Here is a 21,194-nt window from a genome sequence, read left to right on the forward strand (position 1 = left end):
CTTGTGGGGTGTTGTCGGGGAGCGGTGTGTTCAGCCGAGCGCCCCGTTCAGGTGGTCTGCGATGACCTGGGCGTGCGGCGGGTCGAGCAGCGACAGGTGGTGTCCTGGAACGCGGACGATCTCCAGGTCCGAGCAGAGTTCGTCCCAGCCGAGGGCGTCGTCCGCACGCTCGTACGCCGGGTCGCGCACGGTGTGCGGCGCGGGTTCGGTGGCCCGGTAGAGGATCACCCGGCCGTCGTAGGAGCGGGGGGTGTGCGCCTCGCCGGTCCGCAGGTCGAGGTAGGAGGTGCGCTGGTGCTCCAGCGCGGCGGGCGCGATGTCGGCGACCGCGCTCAGGGCGTCCAGCACGAGATCGATGCGGGCCCGGTCGTCGAGCCCGGCGAGTTTCCCGTACGGCAGGTCCAGTCGCGCGCCGTAGGTGCGGGACACATACGCGGTGAATCCCTCGAAGTGTTCGCGTGCCACGTCCCACGCGGTCCGTCCGGGCGGGCGGGGCAGCGGGCGTACGGCGTCGATGAGCACCACCGCGTCGGGGGGTGCGAACTCGGCGGCGAGCAGCCGGGCGGTCTCCTGGGCCACGAACCCGCCGAAGGACCAGCCGCCGATCCGGTAACGGCCGTCGGGCCACGCCTTTCGGATCGCCTCGGCGCACAGCCGAGCCTTGGCGGCGACGGTGTCCGCCTCCTCGACCCGGTCGAGGCCGTACACCGGCAGCCCGGGAGCCAGCAGCCCGGCGAGCGGCCGGTAGACGTCCGGGGTGCCGCCCGCGGCGTGCACCAGTATCAGCGGCGGGCGGTCGCCGTCCGGCCGGAGGGCCCGCAGGGGGTACGGCATGGACCTGGACGCCGGGCGAGGAGCGACCGGAGCGCTGGGCAGGCGTACGCGCCGGTCGTCCTGGGCGGAGAGAGTGATGGCGTTGGCGGCGGCCTGCACGGTGCCGGCCAGGAGCAGGTCGCTCAGCGAGAGCGGGACGCCGAACTCGCGCACGGCGGCCTCGCGCAGCCGTACAGCCATGAGCGAGTCGAGGCCGAAGTCGGTGAGCGGAGTGTCGGGGGTGATCTGCTCCGGGAGGTGGCCGGTGACGGCGGCGATATGGCGGATGAAGCGTTCGGCGACCGTACCGCCACCGCTCCCCTGTTCCGGCGGTGGTACGGACTCGGCCGCTGGAAGCGCGCGCTCGTCGTGGGTGACGTCGGCCGACGGGCTGCCAGGCCCGTGCGTCCACCAGTGCCGGGTGTGGTGCCAGGACGGGAGGGGAACGTCGACGACCTCGCCGTGCGGGTGGAGGAGGCGGGCCGGGAAGAGGTGGCCCGCGGCGTACAGGGCAGCCAACTGACCGCGGAAGGTGAGGGCGGGGTCGTCGCCTCTGCGCAGGGTGGGCAGAGGGAGCGAGTCAGGCAGGTTCTGGGCGAGCGGGTGCAGGAGCACGGGGTGCGGGGAGATCTCGATGAACGTGGTGTGCCCGTCCGCCGCGGCGGCGGCCAGCGCACCGGCGAGCCGGACCGGGTTGCGCAGATTCGCCGCCCAGTGCGCGGCGTCGAAGTCGCAGGGGCCGGTGGGGTCCTCGTAGACGGTGGAGTAGACCCGTACGGCGCCGTCGGTCCGGCCCCGGACGCCGCTGAGACAGGTGACCAGTTCGGCCAGCAGCGGCTCGACCTGGGGCGAGTGCCCGGCGCCCTGGACGGGCATGACGCGAGCTGTGCGGCCGTGCGCGGTGAGGTGTTCGACGAACCGGGAGACGGCCGGTGCCGCACCGGTGACGGTCTTCTGTCCGGGCGAGGTGTGCACGGCGACATGCACGCCCGGGAACTGCCTTACGAGGTCGCCGAGTTCGTCGTCGGTCAGATCCACGACCGCCATCGCCCCGCCGCGCAGGGTGGCGAGCAGCCGGGACCGTACGGCGATGACGCGGGCGCCGTCGGCGGGGTCGAGCGCCCCGGCGACGACGGCCGCCGCGACCTCGCCCATGGAGTGCCCGATGACGGCGGCGGGTTCGACGCCGTAGGAGCGCCAGAGTTCGGCCAGCGCCAACTGGGTGCCGTAGAGGAGGGGTTGGGCGGTCTCCACCCGTCGCAGGTCGTCCTCCGTGCAGCCGTCGAGCAGTTCGTGCAGGGAGATGCCGCACCCGGCCGCGAGGACCGGCTCCAGTTTCTCCACGGCGGCGGCGAACGCGGGCTCGCAGCCGAGCAGTTGGCGGCCCATCGCGGGCCACTGGGTGCCGTAGCCGGAGAAGACCCACACCGGGCCGGGTCCGAGCCGGTCACGGTTGCCGGCACTCACGTACGGATGGGGGCGGCCGGCGGACAGCGCGCGCAGGGCGGCGGTGAGTGCGAGGCAGTCGGGGGCGACGACGGCCGCACGGGCGGGGCCGCGGCCGGCACGCCCGGCGAGGGTGCGTCCGACGTCCTGGAGCCGGGTGGCGCTGCCGTCGGGTGTGTCGAGCCAGTCGGCGAGCCGTCCGGCGGTGTGCCGGACCCGGGCCGGATCGACGTCACTGAACTGCACCAGGGTGGCGGTGCCGTGCATGAGGGGGGTGCGCACCGGGGCGGGCCGACAGGGCTGCCACTCCTCCAGTACGGCGTGCGCGTTGGTGCCGCCGAAGCCGAACGCGGAGACTCCGGCGGTCGCGGTGCCGCCGTAGCGGGGCCACGGTTCGGGTTCGGTGACGACCCTCAACGACTGCTCGTCCAGGGCCGGTTGGTCGCAGTGCAACGAGCCGGGGATGACGCCGTGGTGGAGGGCGAGAACGGCCTTGACCAGCCCCGCCAGCCCGGCGGCTGCCTCCAGGTGACCGAGGTTGCTCTTGACCGAGCCGAGCAGCAGCGGCTGGTCGGGATGACGGGTCCGACCCAGGACCGCGGCCAGCGCACCGGCCTCGATGGGGTCGCCGAGCGGGGTGCCCGTGCCGTGCGCCTCCACGTAGTCCACGATCGCCGGATCGATGTCGGCGCGCGCGTACGCCGTCTCCAGAAGGGCGCGCTGGGCCGCCGGGTTGGGCGCGGTGAGGCCGTTGGAGCGGCCGTCGGAGTTGACGGCGGTGGCCGTGATGACGGCGAGGACCCGGTCGCCGTCGCGCAGCGCGTCGCTGAACCGCTTGAGGACCACCACGGCACAGCCCTCGGCGCGACCGATGCCGTCGGCGGAGGCGGAGAACGGCTTGCACCGGCCGTCGGGCGCCAACACACCGGCCTGGCCGAACGCGACCGTGACGACGGGTGACAACAGCACGTTGGCCCCGCCGACGAGCGCCGAGTCGCAGTCGCCACCGCGCAGCGCGACGCAGGCCTGGTGGACGGCGACGAGGGAGGAGGAGCAGGCGGTGTCGACGACGACGCTGGGGCCACGCAGGTCGTACACGTAGCTGAGCCTGCCCGCCGCGACCGAGGTCGCGGCCCCGGTGGTCGCCCAGGCGTCGACGGCCGCCGGGTCGGCGCCGGTGAGCCGGCCGTAGTCGGGGGCGGAGACGCCGACGAAGACCCCGGTGGCGGTTCCGGCCAGAGAGGCGGCGGGGATGGCCGCGTGGTCCAGAGCCTCCTGCGCGACCTCCAGCAGCATGCGCTGCTGCGGGTCCATCGCGTCGGCCTCGCGCGGGGGGATGCGGAAGAAGGCGGAGTCGAATCCGGTGAGGGTGGCGTCGTCGAGGTATCCGCCCCAGGGACTGACGTCCGACGGCGCCGGAGCAACGAAGTCCCGCCGCCGCTCCTCTGACACCCGGCCGACGGCGTCGGCGCCCTCGACGAGCAACCGCCAGTACTCGTCGGGGCCGCGCACCCCGCCGGGGAGGCGGCAGCCGATGCCGACCACGGCGACCGGCTGCTCTTCCGTGTCGGCCCAAGGAAGGTGCACGGCCTCCGGACCAGGGGCCGTACCACCACTGAGCAGGGTGACCAGCCCGTTGACGGTGGGCGTCTCCCACAGCAGCGTCGCAGGCAGTTCCCGGCCGAGTGCATCAGCCAGCTCACCGGCGATGGCGACCGCGCCCCGGGAGGACAACCCCAGCTCCGCCAGCGGCCGGTCCCCCTCGATGTCCGCGCCGGGTACCCCGGACCAGTGGGCGATCCGTTCGACGACCAGCCGCAGCAGGCCGGCGCGGTCGGCCGGAAGCGCGCTCACGCCGTGCCCTGTTCGAGGCTCTCATAGCAGCCGTCGAGGTAGCGTGAGCAGGTCAGCGCACGGGAGACCTTCCCGCTGGAGGTTCGGGGCACCGCCCCTGGCGGGACGAGCAGTACCTCGGACAGTCGCAGGCCGTGCCGGGCGGACACGGCGGCGCGCACGGCGGCGGCGACCTCCTTGCGGTCGCCGGCCTTCGGGGTCAGGCCACGCGCGTGCTCGGCCACGATCACCGCGCGCTCCGCGGCGATGGCGGCTCCGGCCGCCGTGCCGTCACCGGTGGTCCGACCGGCGTGGACGGCGAAGGCAGCGAGGCGGTCTGGGCGTATCACCCGGTGGGCGGCCTGCGCCGTGGCCTCGATGTCCTGGGGGTAGTGGTTGCGGCCGTCCACGATGATCAAGTCCTTCAGGCGGCCGGTGACCAGGAGTTGCCCGTCGAGCATCGTGCCGAGATCGCCGGTGCGCAGCCAGCGGCCGGGCAGCCGCCCCACCCGGGCGTGGAAGGTCCGGCGGGTCTGCGGCCCACGGCCCGCGTAACCACGCCCAACGTTGGGTCCCTGGACCCAGATCTCGCCCACCTCCCCTGCCGGCAGGAGGATCCCGGTGGCCGGATCGACGATGCGCACCGACTGTCCGACGGGTTCGCCACAGGAGGCGAGCAGGACCGCGACGGGGTCGTCGGGAGCGACGGTCAGGGCCTTGCCCGCCGCCAGGGCCTCGCGGTCCAGGGCATACCGGCACAGCGGCCGGCCCGGCCGGTGGGCGCTGACGAAGACGGTGGCCTCGGCGAGCCCGTACGACGGACAGTGGACGTCGGCCGCAAGGCCCTGACCGGCGAAGGCCGCGTGGAAGCGGTCGGCGGTCTCGGGCCGTACCGGTTCGCTGCCGTTGGCGAGCACGGCGACCCGGTCCAGCCGCAGACCCGCCTTGTCCTCGTCGCTGACGACGGCCGCGCAATAGTCGTACGCGAAGTTCGGCGCCGCCGTGAGGGCGTTCGGATGGTCGGAGAGCAACTGGAGCCAGCGGGCGGGCCGCCGCAGGAAGGCGACGGGGTCCATCAGGACGGACAGCAGTCCGCGTACGACGGGAGCGGCGACGCTGAGCACCAGTCCCATGTCGTGGTAGAGCGGCAGCCAGCCGACCATGGTGACGGGGCGGGTGTCGGCGCCGTACGCGGTGAGCGCCTGGCGGGCGTTGGCCACGACGTTCGCGTGCGAGATCTCGACGCCGGCGGGGAATCGGGTGGAGCCGGACGTGTACTGGAGATAGGCGGTCGCCTGATCGTCCGGAGCGGGTGGCAGCGGGGCACCGGCCTGATCGTCGGGGACGAGGTCGGTGACGATCACGCGGGGCCGCAGGCCGTGCGCGTCCAGGAAGGCACGTACGGAGTCGACTGCGCCGCTGGTGGTGAGTACGGCGGAGGGCCGCGCGTCGGCCAGGACTCCGGCCAGGCGGTCGTCGTGTCCCGGCAGATCGGGAGTGAACAGGGGGACGGCGACAAAGCCGGCCCTGAGCGCGGCAAGGAAGCCGACGACGTAATCGGCGCCCTGGGGGCAGAGAAGCGCGACGCGTTCACCGGAAGCCACGGTCTCGGCCAGCCGGGCGGCGACCGCGCGGGCCCGTATGTCGAGGCGGTGCCAGGTGAGCGTACGGAGGCTGCCACGCAGGCCGGACGAGGGGTGTTCGGCGAAGGTGAACGCGCGGCGGCCGGGCGTGTGGTGGGCCCAGTGCGCGAGATGGGCGGACAGGGTAGGCAGGTGTTCCGGTGCTGCAGGGGAGGTGCTGGGGGCGTGCGGAAGGGCGCGCGCGGGCATGGGGAAGCTCCTCACGTCACTGGTCGTGTCCCCTGGTCAGGGGGTGCTGTTATGGCTGCTCCACACTCACAGCGGGATGTTGCCGTGCCTCCGGTCGGGGACGGCGGCTCGTTTGCCGCGCAGTGTCCGCAGGGCCCGGGTGATGTACGCCCGGGTGGTGCTCGGTGCGATGACGGCGTCGACGTAGCCTCGCGCCGCAGCCGCGTAGGGGGTGGCGCAGGCCGTCTCGTACTCCTCCACGAGCTTCGCCCTCAGCTCCGCCGCGGCCTGCTCTCCGACGGCCGCCGCGGCGGCGAGTTCGCGGCGGTGCAGCACGCTGACCGCGCCCTCGGCGCCCATCACGGCGATCCTGGCGGTGGGCCAGGCGAGGTTGACGTCGGCTCCGAGGTGCTTGGAGCCCATGACGGCGTATCCCCCGCCGTAGGCCTTGCGGACCACGACGGTGACCCTGGGCACGGTGGCCTCGGCGTAGGCGTACAGCAGTTTGGCGCCGCGCCGGATGATCCCGGCCTGCTCCTGACGGGTGCCCGAGAGATAGCCGGGGACGTCGGCGAAGGTCAGCAGCGGGATGCCGAACGCGTCGCAGAACCGCACGAAGCGCGCGGCCTTCTCGGAAGCGTCGATGTCGAGCACCCCGGCGCTGTGCAGCGGCTGGTTGGCGACAACCCCGACGGTGCGGCCCTCGACGCGGGCCAGGGCGCAGATGATGTTGGGTGCGAACAGCTCGTGCACCTGGAGCAGTTCGCCGTCGTCGACGACGGTGCGCAGGATCTCGCACATGTCGTACGCGGCCTCCGGCCGGTCGGGAACGATGCGGTCGAGGCGCAGGTCGTCGGGGGTGGCGTCGAGGGTGCGCGGTGCGAAGGCGTACTCGGGCGGGCTCTCGCGGTTGTTCGCCGGGAGGTGGGAGAGCAGCACCCGGACGAGGTCGAGGGCGTCGTCCTCGTCCTCGGCGAGGAAATGGGCATTGCCGTTGCCGGAGTTACTGACGCGGGCACCGCCGAGTTCCTCGGCCGTCGTACGTTCCCCGGTCACCGCCTCGATGACGTCCGGGCCGGTGACGAACATGTGCGAGGTGCCGTCGACCATGACGGTGAAGTCGGTGATGGCCGGCGAGTAGGCGGCGCCGCCCGCGCACGGCCCCATGATCACGGAGATCTGCGGGATGACGCCCGACGCCTGGACGTTACGGCGGGCCAGTTCGGCGTAGAGGGCGAGGGAGGCCACGCCCTCCTGGATGCGGGCCCCACCGGAGTCGTTGAGGCCGATGACCGGGCACCCCGTGCTCAGAGCCAGGTCCATCGTCCTGACGACCTTCTCACCGAACGCCTCGCCCATACTCCCGCCATGGACCGTGGCGTCCTGCGCGAACACGCACACCTGGCGCCCGCCGACAGTGCCGGAGCCGGTGACCACTCCGTCGCCGTACGCTTCGGCGCCGCCGCGGGCACACACCAAGGCGCCGGTCTCAACGAAGGACCCCGCATCCAGTAACCGGTCGACGCGTTCGCGGGCGGTGAGCCGACCACGGGCGGCCTGCCGGGCGACGGCCGCCGCGGAGCCGCCAGCCAGGGCTCGCTGGTGTCGGGCGGCAAGGTCCGCGAGACGCTCCGCCGTTGTACGCGCAGCGGGCGCGGGCGATCCCAGGGTTTCCGCAATCGAGGTCACAGCCACCTCCGTCGGGGCTTGTGAGCATGGCAGCTCAGACGGGTGCGGTCTTCCTTTCCGCTGCCAATGTGAAGTCTTTGAGTGACCTGGGGCCCGCGTTCATAGACGGACTACAAACGGACGGCGGTCCTCGCTCCGGCCACGGTCATGGTGGTCCTCGCACGCGCAGGGTTGGGCTCCACCGCCATTGGACTGCACAGTCCGCTGCCCGCGAGATGGCGATCGCAGAACTTCGTCAGTATCGAAACAGCGGTCCGAGACCTCACGGATCCGCATGCATAAGCAGCCCTTGGGAAACGCCGGCTGGGCTACCTCGGACTTATGCTCCGGTGACTCACGGGGTTCCAAAAGGGTAGACGCGGCCGTTCAGCAGTTGCTCATCGCCGTTCATCTGATCAGCTTTCCAGCCGTCACCGACAACGAGGGCATGGAGATGGCAACGGGCCCGGCCTGAGTGGTGGCCGGGCCCGTGGACGGTGTGGTGCGGGGCTAGTTGGTCTGGATGGCGCCGCGGTCGATGAGGCCCTGGATGTAGGGCGGCCAGTCCCGTTCAAGGCCGGTGGTGATGGCGGCGTGGACGCTGGCGCGGACCTGCGGGGTGACCTGTTCCACGTCACCGCCCGGGTAGTACAGGCACAGGCCCGCGCGGCTCGCGTCGCACAGGATGGCGTGGGCCTTCTGGATCAGCGTCATGTAGAGCTGCGGGACCGGCGCCTTCGCCACGAACTCCCCCCTCATCGACGACCGGTTGTGATCACGCTACCTGGCCGTCCCTGCCTGAAGGACGTCAAAGCCGTCGCTGCAAACCCGCTCGGGTCCGCTGCCGTCTTAGAAACCGGGCACGGCGTCCGAGCAGGCCGGAGCTGGACCATGGAAGTCGAGGAGGTGTCGGGTGGAGACGGAGCAGCGTGTGGTGAACCGCAACTGGCTGTTTTCCCGGCTGTTGTGGGTCCTGGCCGCGGTCGCGGTGATTCTCCTGGCCTTCTGCCTGGTCAGGGAGAACCTTCCTGACCACGTGGCACGGTCATGGCCGTGGAGATTGCGGCTGCTGGACACCGGCAGCGCTTTGACGGCGGTGCTGGGAACGGGTGGAGCCGCGCTCGCGCGGGCCCAGTACGCGCAGACCGTGCGGCCCGCGCTCAGTTCAAGCGTCGCCTACTGGATCGTCTTCAGCCCGGCCGCCATCGCCGCCGGCGCAGTCAGCCCCGGTCGCTGGTTGTCGCAGGAGGAGATGGTGGCAGCCATCAAGAGCCGGCAGCTGGCGAAAGGTGACGACTTCGACTTCAAGCACCTGGGACGCGGTGCCTTCATCAGCGCGGACCGTATGACCGGCATCGGCTGGCTCTCGGAGAGGGCGATGCAGGAGGTCCAGGACCTCTTCGTGGAAGTCAGGGTGCTCGACCGCGCGGGAGACACCCATGAACGGGTGATGCCTCTGATGAAGAACATCGACCGACCACTTCGGCACCCCACCCCTCCCTTTCTGGTCTGAGGCCTGTCCGACAGACCTCCCCGCTCCGGTCATTGATCAAGCGACATCCAGTAGCCATCGGGAACAGGCAACGCTCAGGCGGCGGGCCCCCGGGATCACGATGACGTGCGGTCGCCCCACATGCCTCCTCATGAACGGACGAGCGCGGCTCTCACCGCCGACGCATCTCGAGAGTCGGATGCGTGACCGGTCGTTGCCTTCGACCCCTGGGACACCCGGTGCCCGTAGGGAAGACAGCTGATCCTTCCCAGGGGTTGTGCTGTTCCGCCGAGCACAACTCGCCACGAGACGACACCTCTCTTGGATGCAGTGGTCACGAGTGCGCGGCCGGCTCTCCGCGGCCGGCGTCTCCGCGTCGGGCGGTTCAGGTCGTGACGGGGCTGCCTGGTGCTGCCTTGTGATCCGGCTGGCCCTCCATCGTCGCCGCAGCCCGCAGCCGGCCTCCTCGGCGAACCGGTCCGAGGTCACGTGGTGGGCGCGGATTTGTGCTGACGATCGCGATCTTGGTCGTCTGTTTGGCACGGGGAATGGTCAGCCGGTGTCGCAGGGCACGACTACCGCTCCGACGACCGTGCCGTAGGCATCACGCCGTCACTCCGCCTCGGCGCGCGCCTCGACGTCTTCAATACCGGTGGGGCGCCCGGCCCGCTTCCACCGCAGGTACAGGCCGGCCGCGATGAGCAGGGTGGCCACCAGGGACAGCACCGGCCAGCCGCGCAGCAGGTTCACCGCCAGAGTGAAGGCGACGGCCACGGCGGCCAGGGCGTTCGCCCAGGCCAGGGCCGTTTTGTCCTCGCGGCGGGCGAAGCGGGCCATGGCGACGAGTCCGACGAGGAAGCTGACGAAGACGGCGACCGCGTAGAACAGCACGAGCTCCTGCTCCTTGCCCGCCGCGGCGACGATGATGAGCCCGGCGGCGGCGAGGTAGACCACCACCGACCAGTAGGGGGTGTGATGGCGGTTGACCCGGCCGAGGACCGGCGGCAGCACTCCGGGCCGTTCGGGCGTGCCGGACAGGGCCTTGAGCAGTCCGGGGCCGGCCTGGAAGGAAGAGCTGGCCGCAGCGAGCAGGAGCATCGAGCTGGTCAGCTGGAAGGCGCTGTAGAGCCAGCCGGGTCCTGCGGCTGCGTGCGCGATGTCGGCGATCTGGGTGGAGTCCGTGCCGGGGATCCCGATGTGCAGCTGAACGGCCAGCGCCGTCAGAGCCAGAGTCAGCCCTCCCACGATGACGACCAGCAGCGCGAGGGTGCCGCGGCCGAAGCGGCGGCGGTGGGTGTCGTCGAGCTGGCCGAGCTGGGCGATGGCGGTCGACGGCGCCTCGATTCCGGTGGCCAGCGCCATCGCGACCGGGAACGCCAGGACCACCGCGAGCATCGCCGAACGGCCTGGGTCGGCCGAGGTGGCGGCGTGGCCGGTGGCATGGGGCGAGGTGAAGCCGAGGATCAGTACGGCCACGGAGATGATGACGAAGGCCACGGTCATGAAGGCGAACAGCAGCCGTCCGCCGTGCCCGAACCAGGTCAGCCCCGCCACCACGACCAGCAGCAAAAGCGCCATCGGGATGCGCAGCGGAGCAAGCCCGGGGAAGAGGGCGATGACCGCGCTGGCCGCGGCCGCGGTCGAGATGCCGATGGTCAGGACGAAGTCGACGACCAGCGCGCCGATGGGCAGGAACGTCCAGCGCGCGCCGAACGCCCGCCCGGCCGCGGCCGCCGCACCGCCGCCCTGGGGAAAGCGCCGGACGAGCTGCCAGTAGTTGGCGGTGACGACCACGACGAGCCCGATGACCAGGCTCATCGTGGGCAACAGCAGCGCCAGGTCGCCGTCCAGGGCGCGCAGCGCCGCCTCGATCGCGTACGCCACCGAGGAGACGGGGTCGGCGATCACCGCGAAGGCGAACGCGAAGAAGAGAACGGAAGGGCGCGGGCCACGGCCACCCACGACAGCAGACGGAGCAGCCGCGATGGCGGCGGCCGACTTCGAGACGGTCACGCAAAGACCTTCCTTGGCGTCCCTGCGGACGCATTCGTCGAGGACAGGACACTTCGCCGACCAGACTTCCCGGCACTCCGCCCCCGACACTACGTCAGGGAAGCGCAAGTAAGGCGTTAAGGATGCGTCAGGGTTCCCCGCCGGGCACCGCCCGTTGCCAGGGACGACGGCCGGCGCGACACGGCTGCCAGGTAGTCGGCCGATCCGGGCCGCTTCACGGCTCCCCCTGTACGCCGACGTCAGCCAGGTTCCGAGACCGGCCTGCAGGGCTACGCTGCCGACGTGCCCTCCGTCTATCGCGACCCCAAGTGCCGTCAGCAGGTGCGGGAATGGTGTCTTAAGCGACTCGATGAGTGGGACGTCCCGCACCACCGGCAGGAGATCTCGACAGCGGCCGGTGCCACCAGCGTCGTCACGGTCGGCCCGGCCCCAGCAGCCGCGTCGCCGACGGTGGTGCTGGTGCCCGGTACGAACACGAACGGTGCCGTCTACCGGCACATTGCCGGGGCACTGGCCGCCCGCTGGCCCACGGTGGTGCTCGATGTGCCCGGGCAGCCCGGGCTGAGCGCGGACATCCGTCCGCGCCGCAGGCGGTCGGCGTGGTACGGGCAGTGGCTCACCGAGGCACTGGAGCAGACGGTGCCGGGCAATGCCCTGGTCGTCGGGCACTCGCTCGGCGGAGCCATCGTGCTCGCCTCCGCCTCCCCGCGGATCGCCTGGCGGGTCGTGCTGTCCAGCGCCGGGCTCGTGCGGCTGCTCGTCCCGCCGGCCGTCATGGTCGCGACGGTGCCGTGGCTGACCCGGCCGACCGTGCCACGGGCGGCCCGGATGCTGCGGCCCATGGTGGCTCCGGGTGGTCGCGTGCCGGATGAGCTGGCGGAGTGGATGGCCCTGGTCGCCCGCTGCTGCCGCAGCAGCCTTGCCCCTCCCCCGCTGCCTCCGGCGCTGTTGGACGAGCGCCGGGCGGTGCCCTGTCTGGTGGCCACCGGCCGCTACGACGTCTTCCTGCCGCCGCGGCGGGTGGGGCCTGCCGCCTATCGGCATCTGGGCACCCGGTTGCACGTCCTGGACGGTTCGGGGCATCTGCTGCTGGACGAGGCGCCCGACGACATCGTCAGGCTGGTGGGGCGGGCACTGGCCGCGTCGGGCAGGGATGGCGCATAGGCTGCGCATGTTTCCCTTCGATGACCTGGCGTATGGGGCGGGGCCGTACGACGCTGGGCGCAGGGACGTTTTGAGGCAGACGAGGAGCCGACCGTGCGCGCACGTGACCTGGCGGTGGAATACGAGTCGGTGAGCGTCGACAGCGATGCCCTGGACGCGGCTCGGCTGATGGCCGAGCACAAGCTGCCCGGGCTGCTCGTGCTGGACGAGCGCGGGGAGCCGAAGGCCATCCTGCCCGCCTCCCAGATGATCAAGGTGCTGGTTCCCGCTTACGTCATCGAGGACCCCACGCTCGCCGCGGTAGTCGACGAGCAGCACGCCGACCGGCTGTGCCAGGCGCTGGCCGGCCGCCGCGTCGGCGACTGTCTCCCCAAAACCGCGGCCCCGCCGCCGATCGCCGACCCGGACGACACCGCGCTGGAGGTCGCCGCGCTGATGGCGCAGGTGCGCAGTCCCTTGGTGGCGGTCGCAGAGAAGGCCAAGGACGGCACGCGTCTCCTCGGCGTCATCACCGCCTCGCACCTGCTGCACGAACTCCTGGGAAAGACGGGCACGTTGAGCTGCACGCCAAGCGACTGAAACCTGTCGGGTCAGCGGTCGAGCACCGGCCCGGTGGTGTCCAGTGCTGCCCCGACGTGGTCGGCCAGGCTCACCGCTACCAGGCGCGTCTGTAGAGGCGGCGGTACCGTGCCGGGTTCCGGCTCCAGCATGAAGCGGCCCAGGTAGCGGCCGCCCACCTGGGCGCGCAGTTCGATCTCCTCGCCGGGCCAGCCGTCCTTGTCCAGGTCCCAGTGGGCCCGGCCGACGGTCACTGAACCGTCCTGTTCCAGGCGGGGATGTCGGCCGAGCAGCGTGCCGTGCTCGAACCGGGAGCCACGCAGTCCCAGAATCTCGGTGAGCTGATGCCCTACCTGGTCCACCACCGCATACGGCGAGCCGCCGGCCTGGACCAGGGAGGCAGTTTCGTGGATCCGCGCCAGATGCGCCGCGTCGGTGACGGTGACCAGCTTCAAGGTGCGGGCGTGGGCCGCCAGTTGGGAGACGGCCACGCCCACCGCCAGCAGCAGGAAGGTCGTGGTGATGTCGTCGCCATGGGAGATGGTGAACCGCTGGAAGGGTCGGGTGAGGAAGAAGTCGAACCAGGCCGCCGCCGACAGTGCGGCCGCCACCCCGCCTGCCCGGCTGCCCAGCGTGGCGACCGCCACGACCACCACGACCAGGATCAGCGCCAGGTTCGCGGACGTCATGTGGGTACGGAAGGGCACCAGGGCGAGCGCGACGACAAGCGGCGCGAGCAGAGCAGCCGCCAGGGCGATCCGGTTACGCAGGGACATCCGCATGGTCCACCACCTCACGGGAGCGAGGAGCGGCCCTCCTTGCCAAGGGGCCGCCCGGTAGGGGGTCGACACGGCACGACGGTCGACAAGGCCAGAATCCCGCTGCCGTCCTCTCCGGGCTACTGCCAGGGCCGATCTTGACGCACTTCTGACACCGCATACACCAGGGCGTACGTAGTCACCGGGCGATCCGGTACTGGGCGGCCGGTCAGCCCGTCTTCCCGCCCCTCCGCGTGTCGGCCCGTTCCCACTCCTCGTCCCACTGCCGCAGGCGCTGCCGGGCCAGGCACACGCGGACGATTCGTCCGCTGCCCCACATCGTTGCGCCCGCCCCCACCGCGACGATTCCGCCCATCATCACCGCGCGGAAGGCCGCATCCGCGGGGGACAACGGCGCGGAGGCCAGACCTCCGCGCCTGTCGGTCCAGACGGTGACCCGGGTGCCTGCCCGGGTGCCGGGTCCGGGTGCCGGGTCCGGTCCGTATGCGACCAGCCGTCGGGGGCAACCCAGCGAACGGGGGCCCACGCCCGCCGGTTCCCGTCCGGCCGCGCGGACACCTCGTCCACCGCGTCCTTCGTGACGACGGCCGACACCCCCTGCCGCTCGGCCCGTTCCCGGTCGAGGCCCCGCTCGACGGTGACCGCGGTCACCAGGCCCGCCAGCAGCCCCCCAGCCACGGCGAGCGCCCAGGCGACGAGCACCGCCCAGGTTTCGACGACGTCGCTGCGCCGCCGCAGCGGGTTGCGCCTCCAACGCCACCACCGCACCGTCCCACGTGGTGTACTCGCCACCGCCGACACCCCCTCGCAAGGGGACAGACTGCACCCGCCTCCGGTGTGCTCCCCCTCGGGTGGCCTGGCCGCCCGCGTGTACGCCCGTCACGGCTCAGGCGAGCACGAAGTACCGCAGCCACAAGTACAGCGCACTGATAGCGACCGTGACGAGCATGACGACGAGGCCGTACTTGGTGAACTGCCAGAAGGAAATGGGCTGCCGGTTGCGCTCGGCGATGCCGAGGACGACTACGTTGGCACTGGCGCCGATCGCGGTGGCGTTGCCACCCAGGTCGGCGCCGAGGGCCAGGGCCCACCACAGCACGTGGTGGCCGCCGGCCGCGCCGCCCATGTCCTTGACCAGGTCTGCGGTGATGGGCGCCATGGTGGCCACGTAGGGGATGTTGTCCACGATGCCGGACAGCACGGCCGAGCCGCCCAGCAGGGTGAGTGTGGCGCCGAGTTCGCGGCCGCCGGTGGCGTCCGCGAGGGCGCTGGAGAGATCGCCGATGACGCCGGTCTCGATCAGCGCGCCGACCATGACGAACAGGCCGGCGAAGAAGGCAAGGGTGGGCCACTCCACTTCGCCCAGAAGCTGCCGGGTCTCCACTCTGGAGACGGCGACGAGCAGTCCGGCGCCGAGCAGGGCGACCACGCTCGGCTCGTAGTGCAGGACGGGGTGGAGGACGAACCCGGCGACGACGAGGGCCAGGACGGCAAGGCCCTGCCACAGCAGCCGCGGGTCGCGGATGGCCTCGCGCTCGGTCAGCGCCATGACCTGCCCGGCGCGCTCTTCGTCGTAGACGAACGCCTTGCGGAACATCACCCGGCACAGCACCAGCAGCACCGCCGTCAGCAGGGCTGCGATCGGAGCGAGGTGGACCAGGAAGTCGTTGAAGGTCAGCCCGGCCCGGCTGGCGATGATGATGTTGGGCGGGTCACCGACCAGGGTCGCGGTGCCGCCGATGTTCGAGGCGAACACCTCGGCGATCAGGAACGGCGCGGAGGCCAGGCCGAGCCGTTCGCACACCAGCAGGGTGACCGGGGCGATCAGCAGCACGGTGGTCACATTGTCGAGCAGCGCGGAGGCGACCGCGGTGATGACGACGAGCATCGCCATCACGCGGAACGGTCTGCCGCGGGCCCGCTTGACCGACCAGATGGCCAGGTACTCGAACAGGCCAGTCTGCCGCAGTACGCCGACGATCGCCATCATCCCCAGCAGCAGGAAGATGACGTTCCAGTCGATGCCGGTGTGCTCGGAGTAGAACGCCGCCTTGCCGTCGGTGGCACTGATCACGAGCATGAACCCGGCGCCGCCGAGGGCCGCGGCCGTGCGGTGGACGCGCTCGGTGATGATCAGTACGTACGCGCCGACGAACACGGCCATGGCCGCCCAGCTGTGCCAATCACTCATACGGCCGTCTTTCTCTCCTGGTCGTTCTCACCGGTGTTCGTGTCGTGTGCGTCGTCGGGGAGGCCGACCAGGTCCTCGACGTCGAACATGCGGGCGATGGGCACGTCGGTGCTGGAATGCGCGACGATCGAGAACGCGATACACACCGCGATCAGCGTGTACGCCTCCTCTGCCTGCGGGATGCCGGACTGCAGCACCAGCAGCCCATACACCACCGACGCGAAGCCCTTCGGTCCGAACCACGCCGCGGTCAGCTTCTCGCGCCGCTCGAACCGCGTACCGACCAGCGAGATCAGCAGCGAGGCCGGGCGGATCAGGAAGATCGCCAGGACCACCGCCACGTACCCCTGCCACGTAAGGTCCGCGAACAGACGTGGCGTCAGCAGCGCGCCGAACACCAGCAGTGCGGCGAATTTCGCCAGCTCCGCCAGGGCCTCGCCCAGCGGTTCGAACGCCTCCTTTGCCTCCGGTGCGGTGGCGGTGAGCACGGCGCCGGCGGAGAACGCGGCCAGGTAGGGGTTGGCGTGGGTGAGGTGGCACAGGCCGTACAGGCTGATCCCAGTCGCCAGCGGCAAGAGCTGCTGCAGTTTGGGCTCAGCGCCCGGCAGCCGGAACCGTACGAGGCCGTTGACGGTCAGCGGCAGCAGGATGCCGAAGGCGAGGCCGAGGGCCAGCTCCAGCGCGATCGTCCCGAGCGACGCCTCGCTCGTGTGACCGGCGACCGGGCCTGCGGCCGCGATCAGCAGTACCACCACCGGCAGTGCGAGGCCGTCGTTGATGCCGCTCTCGACGTTGAGCAGTTCCCGCAGCTTGGCCGGCACTTCCTTGCGGCCCACGATCGCAGAGGCGAACACCGGGTCGGTGGGTGCCAGTACCGCGCCGACCAGGAACGACGTCGTCCAGTCCAGGCCGACCAGGTAGTGGGCGACCAATGCCATGAACACGAACGCCAGCGGCATGCCCAGGCCCAGCGCCCTTGCGGGGTTACGCCAGTTGGCGCGCAGCTTGGCGAAGGAGACGTGCTGGCCGTCGGTGAACAGCACCGCGAACAGCGCCAGGTCGGCCGTGACCGACACGATCTCGCTGTCCGGCGTGATGTGGATCAGTCCGAGGAAGCCATCACTGACCAGCGCGCCGCCGGCGAGGAAGAGGAGGGAGGTGGACAGCACGGTGCGGGCGGCAAGCCCGGACAGCAGCACTGCGACGAGCAATGCCACCCCGAAGACAGCAACGAGTACCACCGGAAACGCCCCGATCGGAAGAGAGATCACACCTCTGCTCGCCGACCAGGCTTCCCGGCACACCGTTGGGAACCCTACCTGCTCTTGGCACGTCTTTGACAGGTCGCTGATGCGCACCACCCGGGCGTACAGGTTGCCGGGTTCCGGCAAGGAACACCGTCTAGGGAGTTACGACGTGGCCGTCGCCGACAGGTCGGTGGGGGTGGGCGCGTGCCTGAGGGCGGCCGGGAGGGTGAGGACCATGGTGAGGCCGCCGCCGGGGGTGTCCTCGGCGGTGAGGGTGCCGCCCATGGCCTCGGCGAAGCCGCGGGCGACCGCGAGGCCGAGGCCGACGCCGTTGCCGCGCGGGGCGTCGCCGTAGCGCTGGAAGGGCGCGAAGATACGGTCCTTGGCCTCGTCCGGGACGCCCGGGCCCCGGTCGACGACGCGCACCTCCACGCGGTCGGCGAGCGCGCTGGCCGACACCACCACCGGCTCGCCGTCCGGGCTGTACTTGACCGCGTTCTCCACGACGTTGGCGACGGAGCGCTCCAGCAGCCCCTTGTCGACGGCGACCATCGGCAGGGTTTCGGGGATGTCCAGGGCCACGACCGACTCCGGGTCGGGGATGCCGACGAGCGCCAGGGGGACGACCTCGTCCAGATCCACCTCGCGGATCAGCGGCTCGACGGTTCCGGTCTGGAGGCGGGACATGTCCAGCAGGTTCCCGACCAGGTGGTCAAGGCGGTCGGCGCCCTCCTCGATCGCGGCGAGGAGTTCGGCCTGGTCCTCCTCGGACCACTCCACGTCCTCGGAGCGCAGGGAGGTGACGGAGGCTTTGATCCCGGCGAGCGGGGTGCGCAGGTCGTGGCTGACGGCGGCGAGCAGGGCGGTGCGGATGCGGTTGCCCTCGGCCAGTTCCTTGGCCTGGTCCGCTTCGGACTGCAGGCGCTGGCGGTCCAGGACGACGGCGGCCTGGGCGGCGAAGGCGGCCAGTACGCGGCGGTCCTCGGCGGGCAGCACGCGGCCGGACAGGGCCAGCGACATGTGGTCGCCGACCGGCATGTCCACGTCGGCGTCCTCCGGCCGCTTCACCGGCTGCCCGGGGCCGACCCGGCCCGCGCAGGTCCACGGCTCGACGTCACTCGTGCGCTCCAGCAGGGCCGCCGACTCCATGATGAAGGTCTCGCGAACCCGCTCCAGCAGCTCCTCCAGACCGGTCTCACCGCGCAGCACGTTGCCCGCGAGGAAGGAAAGGATCTCCGACTCGGCGCGCAGCCGGGCCGCCTGGTGGGTGCGGCGGGCGGCCAGGTCCACGACGGAGGCCACGGAGACCGCCACCCCCACGAAGATCACCAGAGCCAGGATGTTCTTGGGGTCGGCGATCGTGATGCGGTGCACCGGCGGCGTGAAATACCAGTTCAGCAGCATCGTGCCGACCGCCGCCGAGGCGAGCGCTGGGAAGAGGCCGCCGAGCAGGGCGGATGCCACCGTCAGCGTCAGGAAGAGCAGCATGTCGTTGGTGAGGCCGAGGTTCGCGTCGACGTGGGTGAGCAGCAGCGTGAGCAGTGCGGGGCCGCCGATGCCGGTGAGCCAGCCCCACAGGACGCGGGAGCGGCCAAGGTGTGCGCGCCGGGCCACCGGCAGGCCGCGTCCCTTGCCCGCCTCGTCGTGCGTGATCAGGTGGACGTCCAGGTCGGGCCCCGAATCGCGGGCCACCGTGGCCCCGACGCCGGGCCCGAAGACGTACTGCCAGCTCTTGCGGCGGGACACACCGAGGACGATCTGGGTGGCGTTCACGCCGCGTGCGAAGTCGAGTAGCGCCACGGGGATGTCGTCGCCGACGACGTGGTGGAAGGTGCCGCCGAGGTCCTCCACCAGGGTGCGCTGGACTGCCAGTTCCTTGGGCGAGGCGGAGGTGAGTCCGTCGCTGCGGGAGATGTAGACGGCCAGCACCTCGCCGCCGGCGCCCTTCTCCGCCAGTCGCGTGGCCCGGCGGATCAGGGTGCGGCCCTCGGGGCCGCCGGTCAGTCCGACCACGATCCGCTCGCGCGAGCCCCAGATCTTCGAGACCCGGTGCTGGCTGCGGTACTCGTTCAGGTACTCGTCGACCCGGTCGGCCACCCACAGCAGCGCCAGCTCGCGCAGCGCGGTCAGGTTGCCGGGCCGGAAGTAGTTGGACAGGGCTGCATCCACCTTGTCCGGCTTGTAGATGTTGCCGTGCGCCATGCGGCGGCGCAGCGCGGGCGGTGACATGTCGACCAGTTCGATCTGGTCCGCGCGGCGCACCACCTCGTCCGGGACGGTCTCCTTCTGCCGGACGTCGGTTATCGACTCGACGACGTCACCGAGGGACTCCAGGTGCTGGATGTTGACCGTGGAGACGACGTCGATCCCGGCCGCGAGCAGCTCTTCGACGTCCTGCCACCGCTTGGCGTTGCGCGAGCCGGGGATGTTGGTGTGGGGCAGCTCGTCGACGAGGGCCACCGCGGGACGCCGGGCGAGCACGGCATCCACGTCCATCTCGGTGAAGACGCCGCCGCGGTATTCGAGCTCCTTGCGCGGCACCTCCTCCAGGCCGTGCAGCATCACCTCGGTGCGGGGCCGGTTGTGGTGCTCGACGAAGGCCACGACGCAGTCGGTGCCCCGCTCGATACGGCGGTGCGCCTCGGACAGCATCGCGTACGTCTTGCCGACGCCCGGTGCCGCGCCGAGATAAATCCGTAGCTTGCCGCGTGCCATCGTCTCGCCTCTGCGGTCGTGTGCGGTGAGGAGCATGGTGAGAGCGTCATGACTCGAAGCGGTAGCCCATTCCCGGCTCGGTGATCAGATAGCGCGGGTGGGCGGGGTCAGCTTCGAGCTTGCGCCTCAGCTGCGCCATATAGACCCGAAGATAGTTGGTCTTGCTTCCGTAGGAGGGGCCCCAGACCTCCTGGAGCAGCTGCTTCTGTGTGACGAGGCGCCCGGGGCTGCAGACCAGGATTTCCAGCAGATGCCACTCCGTCGGGGTGAGGCGTACGTCGCGTCCGCCGCGGGTCGCCTTCTTGGCCAGCAGGTCGACCGTGAAGCCGTCCGTGGTGACCACGGTCGTCTCGGGGGCCAGCGGCAGGGCCTCGGTGCGACGCACGGCGGCGCGCAGCCGGGCCAGGAGTTCGTCCATGCTGAACGGCTTGGTAATGTAGTCGTCGGCGCCCGCGTCGAGGGCTGCGACCTTCTCCTCGGACGCGCGACGTGCGGACAGGACCAGGACGGGCACCCGGGTCCAGCCGCGCAGCGCTTTGATCACCTCGACGCCGTCCATGTCGGGCAGACCGAGGTCGAGCACCACCACGTCGGGCTGGCGCGCGGCGGCCAGCCGGAGCGCGGTGGCGCCGTCCGGCGCCGCGTCCACTCCGTAATGCCGGGCCTGCATGTTGATCACAAGGGCTCGTACGAGCTGTGGATCGTCCTCCACCACCAGCACCCGGGTCATCGGCGTGCGGCCTTCCTGTCATCGGTGGGGTCAGGGCCTTCGAGTCGGCGGCGGGAGCCGGCGGGGCGGGGATTCCCAGCCCAGCCCCGCCGGCTCCCAGTCGTCTCTGCCGCTAACGCCATCAGTTCCTGGCCAGTTCCTTGAGCGCGATGTTGAGTTCGAGGACGTTGACCGTCGGCTCGCCAAGGAACCCGGCCGTGCGGCCGTCGGTGTGGTCCTTCACCAGCTTTTGGACCTGCGCGACCGTCAGACCGTTGTGCTCGGCCACCCGCTTGACCTGGATGTCCGCGTACTCCTTGGAGATGTCCGGGTCGATTGCCGAGGCGGAGCCGGTGACCGCGTCCTTGGGGACCTCGGACTGCGGTACGTCGTTGAACTCGGCGACCTGTTTCTTGGCCGCCTTGACGTTCTTGACGAGGGTCGGGTCACTGGCGCCGAGCTGGCTGGAGCCGGTGGACAGCGGGTCGTAGCCGCTGTTGGAGGGGCGGCCCTGGAACCACTTCGGGTCCGGCTTGTCGGTTCCCTTGATGTTCCAGCTCTGGCCGATCAGCTTGGAGCCGACCTCCTTGCCGTCGACCTTCACCATCGAGCCGTTGGCCTTGTCGTGGAAGGCGAGTTGTCCGATGCCGGTCACCACCAGCGGATAGATGACACCGGTCACGACCGTGAGGACGAGCAGCATGCGCAGCGCCGCCCACACCATGCGCCCGGTGTTGACTACGGAGTTGTTCATG

The 21,194-nt window shown here is 71.1% G+C and carries 15 protein-coding genes; 3 read left to right on the plus strand and 12 right to left on the minus strand.

Features of this window, described 5'->3' with window-relative positions; translation table 11 throughout:
* Positions 1–30 precede the first annotated feature (30 nt).
* The 4 genes from OHT57_RS00630 to OHT57_RS00645 all read right to left on the minus strand — a co-directional run bounded on the left by OHT57_RS00630 (position 31) and on the right by OHT57_RS00645 (position 8,315).
* Positions 31–4,113: a beta-ketoacyl synthase N-terminal-like domain-containing protein gene (locus OHT57_RS00630; protein WP_328743823.1), complete on the minus strand. Its 4,083-nt coding sequence runs from the start codon at positions 4,111–4,113 to the stop codon at positions 31–33.
* Complete coding sequence (locus OHT57_RS00635) at positions 4,110–5,924, minus strand: fatty acyl-AMP ligase (protein WP_328743824.1); 1,815 nt, start codon at positions 5,922–5,924, stop codon at positions 4,110–4,112. Before OHT57_RS00635 ends, OHT57_RS00630 begins: the two co-directional genes overlap by 4 nt.
* 66 nt (positions 5,925–5,990) lie before the next feature.
* Entirely contained in the window at positions 5,991–7,592 is a 1,602-nt protein-coding gene (locus OHT57_RS00640; RefSeq protein ID WP_328743825.1) for an acyl-CoA carboxylase subunit beta, read from the minus strand.
* 489 nt (positions 7,593–8,081) lie between these two features.
* Complete coding sequence (locus OHT57_RS00645) at positions 8,082–8,315, minus strand: hypothetical protein (protein ID WP_328743826.1); 234 nt, start codon at positions 8,313–8,315, stop codon at positions 8,082–8,084.
* A gap of 169 nt (positions 8,316–8,484) precedes the next feature.
* On the opposite strand from OHT57_RS00645, the gene OHT57_RS00650 reads away from it, so the two are divergent.
* Entirely contained in the window at positions 8,485–9,084 is a 600-nt protein-coding gene (locus OHT57_RS00650) for a hypothetical protein (RefSeq protein ID WP_328743827.1), read from the plus strand.
* 591 nt (positions 9,085–9,675) lie between these two features.
* On the opposite strand, the gene OHT57_RS00655 is transcribed toward OHT57_RS00650, so the two are convergent.
* A complete protein-coding gene (locus tag OHT57_RS00655) occupies positions 9,676–11,076 on the minus strand; it encodes an amino acid permease (protein WP_328743828.1) in 1,401 nt (466 codons plus the stop codon).
* A gap of 282 nt (positions 11,077–11,358) precedes the next feature.
* Here OHT57_RS00655 and OHT57_RS00660 point away from each other — a divergent pair, with 282 nt between their 5' ends.
* Both OHT57_RS00660 and OHT57_RS00665 read left to right on the plus strand, forming a co-directional pair.
* A complete protein-coding gene (locus tag OHT57_RS00660; RefSeq protein ID WP_328743829.1) occupies positions 11,359–12,240 on the plus strand; it encodes an alpha/beta fold hydrolase in 882 nt (293 codons plus the stop codon).
* Positions 12,241–12,333: 93 nt separating this feature from the next.
* Positions 12,334–12,819: a CBS domain-containing protein gene (locus tag OHT57_RS00665; protein ID WP_328743830.1), complete on the plus strand. Its 486-nt coding sequence runs from the start codon at positions 12,334–12,336 to the stop codon at positions 12,817–12,819.
* Positions 12,820–12,830: 11 nt separating this feature from the next.
* On the opposite strand, the gene OHT57_RS00670 is transcribed toward OHT57_RS00665, so the two are convergent.
* The 7 genes from OHT57_RS00670 to kdpC all read right to left on the minus strand — a co-directional run bounded on the left by OHT57_RS00670 (position 12,831) and on the right by kdpC (position 21,193).
* Positions 12,831–13,580: a DUF4118 domain-containing protein gene (locus tag OHT57_RS00670; RefSeq protein WP_328743831.1), complete on the minus strand. Its 750-nt coding sequence runs from the start codon at positions 13,578–13,580 to the stop codon at positions 12,831–12,833.
* A gap of 354 nt (positions 13,581–13,934) precedes the next feature.
* On the minus strand, positions 13,935–14,369 hold the full coding sequence (locus OHT57_RS00675) for an Rv1733c family protein (protein ID WP_328743832.1): 435 nt from the start codon (positions 14,367–14,369) through the stop codon (positions 13,935–13,937).
* Positions 14,370–14,463: 94 nt separating this feature from the next.
* The gene (locus OHT57_RS00680) at positions 14,464–15,768 is read right to left on the minus strand and encodes an ArsB/NhaD family transporter (protein WP_328743833.1); all 1,305 of its coding nucleotides are present in this window, start codon (positions 15,766–15,768) and stop codon (positions 14,464–14,466) included.
* Complete coding sequence (locus OHT57_RS00685) at positions 15,765–17,009, minus strand: cation:proton antiporter (RefSeq protein ID WP_328743834.1); 1,245 nt, start codon at positions 17,007–17,009, stop codon at positions 15,765–15,767. Before OHT57_RS00685 ends, OHT57_RS00680 begins: the two co-directional genes overlap by 4 nt.
* 168 nt (positions 17,010–17,177) lie before the next feature.
* Positions 17,178–19,730, minus strand: a complete 2,553-nt coding sequence (locus tag OHT57_RS00690) for a sensor histidine kinase KdpD (protein ID WP_328753077.1) — start codon at positions 19,728–19,730, stop codon at positions 17,178–17,180.
* A gap of 46 nt (positions 19,731–19,776) precedes the next feature.
* On the minus strand, positions 19,777–20,460 hold the full coding sequence (locus tag OHT57_RS00695; RefSeq protein ID WP_328743835.1) for a response regulator: 684 nt from the start codon (positions 20,458–20,460) through the stop codon (positions 19,777–19,779).
* Between the two features lie 121 nt (positions 20,461–20,581).
* Positions 20,582–21,193, minus strand: a complete 612-nt coding sequence (gene kdpC / locus OHT57_RS00700; protein ID WP_328743836.1) for a potassium-transporting ATPase subunit KdpC — start codon at positions 21,191–21,193, stop codon at positions 20,582–20,584.
* Between the last annotated feature and the right edge of the window lies 1 nt (position 21,194).

The sequence above is a fragment of the Streptomyces sp. NBC_00285 genome, assembly GCF_036174265.1.
GTDB lineage: Bacteria > Actinomycetota > Actinomycetes > Streptomycetales > Streptomycetaceae > Streptomyces.